Below are 3,794 nucleotides of genomic sequence, written 5' to 3'. Positions count from 1 at the left end.
ATATTTTTTAAAATATATTTAAAAAATAATGAAAAAACCCCTTTTAATTATAACATAATTAAAAGGGGAACTGATTATTTATCTCTCGGTATTGGCCTTTTTTAAAGCAAAACTGATTGAAATATTTTGTAGATATTTTTTTAAAATGTATTTTTGTTGTTTTTTTAGACTCTTTTAATCTTTAATGATAAAAATTGTTGATGATGGTTTTTTTAACGATTTCAAATAAAAAAAATCTTAAAAAACCTTATTAAATAACAGATAAATCTTCATCCCTAGAAAAAAAGCATTTTTACTATAATGAAAAAACGTTTGTAAGTTGTTTCATTATAGTAAATTTTCCAAATATTCTTTGTTAATGGTTTCTTTTTCTAACAATTCATGAGATATTTTTTCTAATAAAGACTTATTTTAACAATAATTTGACGCGTTTTTTCTAACGTTTCATTCACTATTTTTTTTAATTTCTACATCAACAGCTTGTTTATCCGACAAAACTGAATCTTGCACAGGTCACTAAATCAGACATTCCTAATTTAGTGACCATTTGAATCGCTATTTGGTTAGCATATTTAAAATCGCTATAATTTCCTTTAGATATATCGTCAAACATTAATTATTCGGCTGCTCTACCACCTAAAAAAGTTGTAATTTACGCCAATATCCTGTTTTTAGAAGAAAAAAGAGTCTCTTTTTCAGCAGGCATCATTAAAAATTATAACCATCTGTATTTCCGCGCGGAATAATAGTTACTTTTTGGACCTTAGATGCATGTTCTAATTTTAAACCAATAACAGCATGACCTGCTTAATAATTGCTTCATGAATAGTTTCGTTTGATTAGGCTGTTTTTCTATTCTGCAAAAAGTAAAAGGTCCGATTATTGTTCTTAAAAAAAGTTTGTTTTTTCTTTTGTTATAAAATTTCTTTTAAATGCGTATTTTTAAATAATTTTAAAAAACTAATAAATTGTATTTTAAAGAAATTCACATTTTACCTCTTTTAATGAAATTATAACATAATAAAAGCAGATTTTTTGGGTTAGTTAAAAAGATGAAAAAGAGTTCTAAATTGTAAAAAAGGTTCTTTTTTCGTCGTTTCATCAACGAAAGAAAAAACATTATTTAAGCTTTAAAAATTTTTTTAAGAAGGTAAATAATTAAAAGAGGGATTAAAGCAGCCATAGTCCAAACCACGATTTGATAAGAAGAGATGTTTTTTTCTTTTGTTTCAGAAACTAAGGAAAGGTTCGGATGAGGATCTATTTTCTTTGATGGATGAATTATGGTCTCTAATTTATTAACTTTGAAAAGGTTATTTTCTTGCAAAGAAGGCGGCAACACCAGAGGAATTGTTTCTTCTCTTTCAAAAGGTTGATCATTTTCTAAATCATGGATAATTTCTTCTAAAAGAGGCTTATTTGCTTGGATTAAAATTTTACTTTGTTCTTTAAAAAAATTTAGAATCCCTAAATACTCCTCTTCATCTTCCTCTTGGGGAGTTATTTGAGATAAAAAGCACTTATATTCCGGTTTTTGATGTTTTTGCAAGTCTTTTATCAATCGTTTTACTTTCTGCAAATCTTCAGAAGCATGGAAACTTTGATATTTGTTATCCAATAGAGTTTGTTCTGCCATAGTACCACTTAAAGAATAAAAAATTTGGTGAATTAAATTATCCGTTTGCCAAACGACATTTTTTCCTCCTTTTTCTGAATTTAACACAGTTAAACAATTATGACAAACTTTCGGACCCGCTGGAGGTTGTTTTTCTACCTCTTTTTTCGATGAACCACCTAGAGGAGGATTAAAAACCATTTCGACTAGAATATGACCGGCTTGATGAAATAATATATTTTTTTGATATATTGGCCAAGATAATTCCGGATGAAGACGAGTCAGTTTCAGAAAATGCATTCTTTCTTGGATGTTTTCTAAAGTGGTTTTTCTTTCCAACGTTTGTTGGTTAAAAACGGACAATAAGTCTAAAAGATGTTCTAAATCTTGGTGCTCCCAATCTGCAGTATTATCAGCAATATAACGCATTAAAGATAAATCATCCTTTAAAACTTTTTTACCCTTTATTTTTATAAATTTATATCTTTCATCTAAATTCCATAAATTAAAAGGTATATCAATGGCAAAAAGTTTCTCACATGCGGGAAAAAAAGGTTTTTGCATCTTTTTTGATTGATTAACGTTGCCAATAATTAAAAAAGAACGTGTTTGTTGCATTTCTTTTAAAACAGTCAATAAACGAGTCATAAAAGGTTCTTCAGGTGGAAAAAGATCCATTTTATCAACGAACAAAATAGAACGTTCAGAAGGAATAAGACTAGCTAATTGGTTTAAATCAGAATCATCTTTCTTCTGTTGAAAACTTAAAAATAAAGCATCAACCGAAACATAATAAAAAGGTATTTTTAATTGTTTCGCTATCAATTCCACTAATTTTTGCTTATCATCAGTACGTTGGCCGTATAACAAAATACCATCAGTAGGTAAAACCTCTGATTTAACAAAATGTTCTAAATAACGTGATAAAAGCTTTTTTTCTATTGTATGATTGATAATATCTTTCTTCCAAGAGAAAGAACTTTCTTTAAAAGCGACGGATCGGAAAACTACGATTTCTTCTATAGAATTTTCTAAAGATAAATTTTCTATATCTATTTCCTCGGTTTCTAAGGAAAAAAAAGTCTTATGTAGATAAACCCCTAAAACATCAGGATAAACAGAAGGAATCGTTTTTTCCATACTTAAAATATTAGCATTATAAGAAGGATTAGCAATGTTTATTTTAAAATTAGGGACTATGAATTGACGTTGGTTTAAATATTCTTGCATTTTAAAAGTGACATGATCTAGAGGATTGAGATAAACATCTGTGATTTTGGGCACAGAGACTGGCAAAAATAAATTTTGATTTTTAGCTAAAAAAGCATTATAAGTCGGTAAAATGCGCTCTCTTACTTTTTGAGGCGACATAACAAGGTGAAAAATAACTGCATTGTGAAGACGATATAAAGGAAAGACGATCTTTTCTAAAAATTCTTTATTGTCTGTCGGAACACTAGTTATAAATTTTTGCCAGTTTTGTTTGACCTCTTGAAATACAAAAGAAACGGCGGATACTACTTCTTCCGAAAAATTCAAGACCATTTCTGTTAATAAATGGTCTATATCAGGAATAATATCGTGGATATTTAACATCATTCCTGCAGTTTCTTGTTTAGAAGATAAAAAAGTTTTATTTCTTCTTGTGACTCTATTTTTGGGAATAAATTTGGTTTTTTTAATTTTAGAAAAAGACGATCTAATCTTGTTTATAGTAAAAAGTGCTCTAGAAATCGGTACCCCCCTAAAAGAGAATACTTTGTGGGGATGAAAAAAAAATAAAACACTAAGGCATAAAATCAATAATGTTTTGATAATGATGAATTTATTAAAATATAATCTTGAGGAATTATTATTTGACGTGAGTTGATAAAACCTTTCTTTTGAATGATAATTATATAAAACAATTATCCAATAATATTTTATCCTTTTTTTCCTTTATTTTTACTATGAAAATGATAAAAAAGAAGAACTTTATTAACAATTTTAATCCCTTTTTTCGGTTATAAAAATTTTTTAAAGATATTAGGTTATCTTTGGAGATTCTTTAAAATTTTTATTCCTGAAAAACTTTATTTTAGAAAAATAATCTTTTAAAGGGTGTTTTTTTAGTTTCACAAAGAGTTCAAAAAAGACTATTTAACAAGCGAATTAAACCTATTATCAACTTTATAAGAGT

The 3,794-nt window shown here is 27.5% G+C and carries 3 protein-coding genes; all 3 read right to left on the bottom strand.

The window, feature by feature from the left end:
* Positions 1–484: 484 nt before the first annotated feature.
* The 3 genes from RI68_RS04345 to RI68_RS02585 all read right to left on the bottom strand — a co-directional run bounded on the left by RI68_RS04345 (position 485) and on the right by RI68_RS02585 (position 3,418).
* The gene (locus tag RI68_RS04345) at positions 485–613 is read right to left on the bottom strand and encodes a hypothetical protein (RefSeq protein WP_261974289.1); all 129 of its coding nucleotides are present in this window, start codon (positions 611–613) and stop codon (positions 485–487) included.
* Between the two features lie 95 nt (positions 614–708).
* Positions 709–792, bottom strand: a complete 84-nt coding sequence (locus RI68_RS04340) for a hypothetical protein (RefSeq protein ID WP_261974290.1) — start codon at positions 790–792, stop codon at positions 709–711.
* Positions 793–1,123: 331 nt separating this feature from the next.
* Entirely contained in the window at positions 1,124–3,418 is a 2,295-nt protein-coding gene (locus RI68_RS02585) for an AAA family ATPase (RefSeq protein WP_261974288.1), read from the bottom strand.
* Positions 3,419–3,794: the final 376 nt, after the last annotated feature.

It is taken from the genome of Vaccinium witches'-broom phytoplasma str. VAC (assembly GCF_000309405.1).
Lineage (GTDB): Bacteria > Bacillota_I > Bacilli_A > Acholeplasmatales > Acholeplasmataceae > Phytoplasma.
The sequence above is the reverse complement of the archived record's forward strand: the minus strand, read 5'-3'. Positions and strand labels throughout refer to the sequence as shown.

Bases quoted from the DNA above. Each gene is read 5' to 3' on its own strand.
- RI68_RS04345 (WP_261974289.1), bottom strand. From the start codon at position 613: ATGTTTGACGATATATCTAAAGGAAATTATAGCGATTTTAAATATGCT.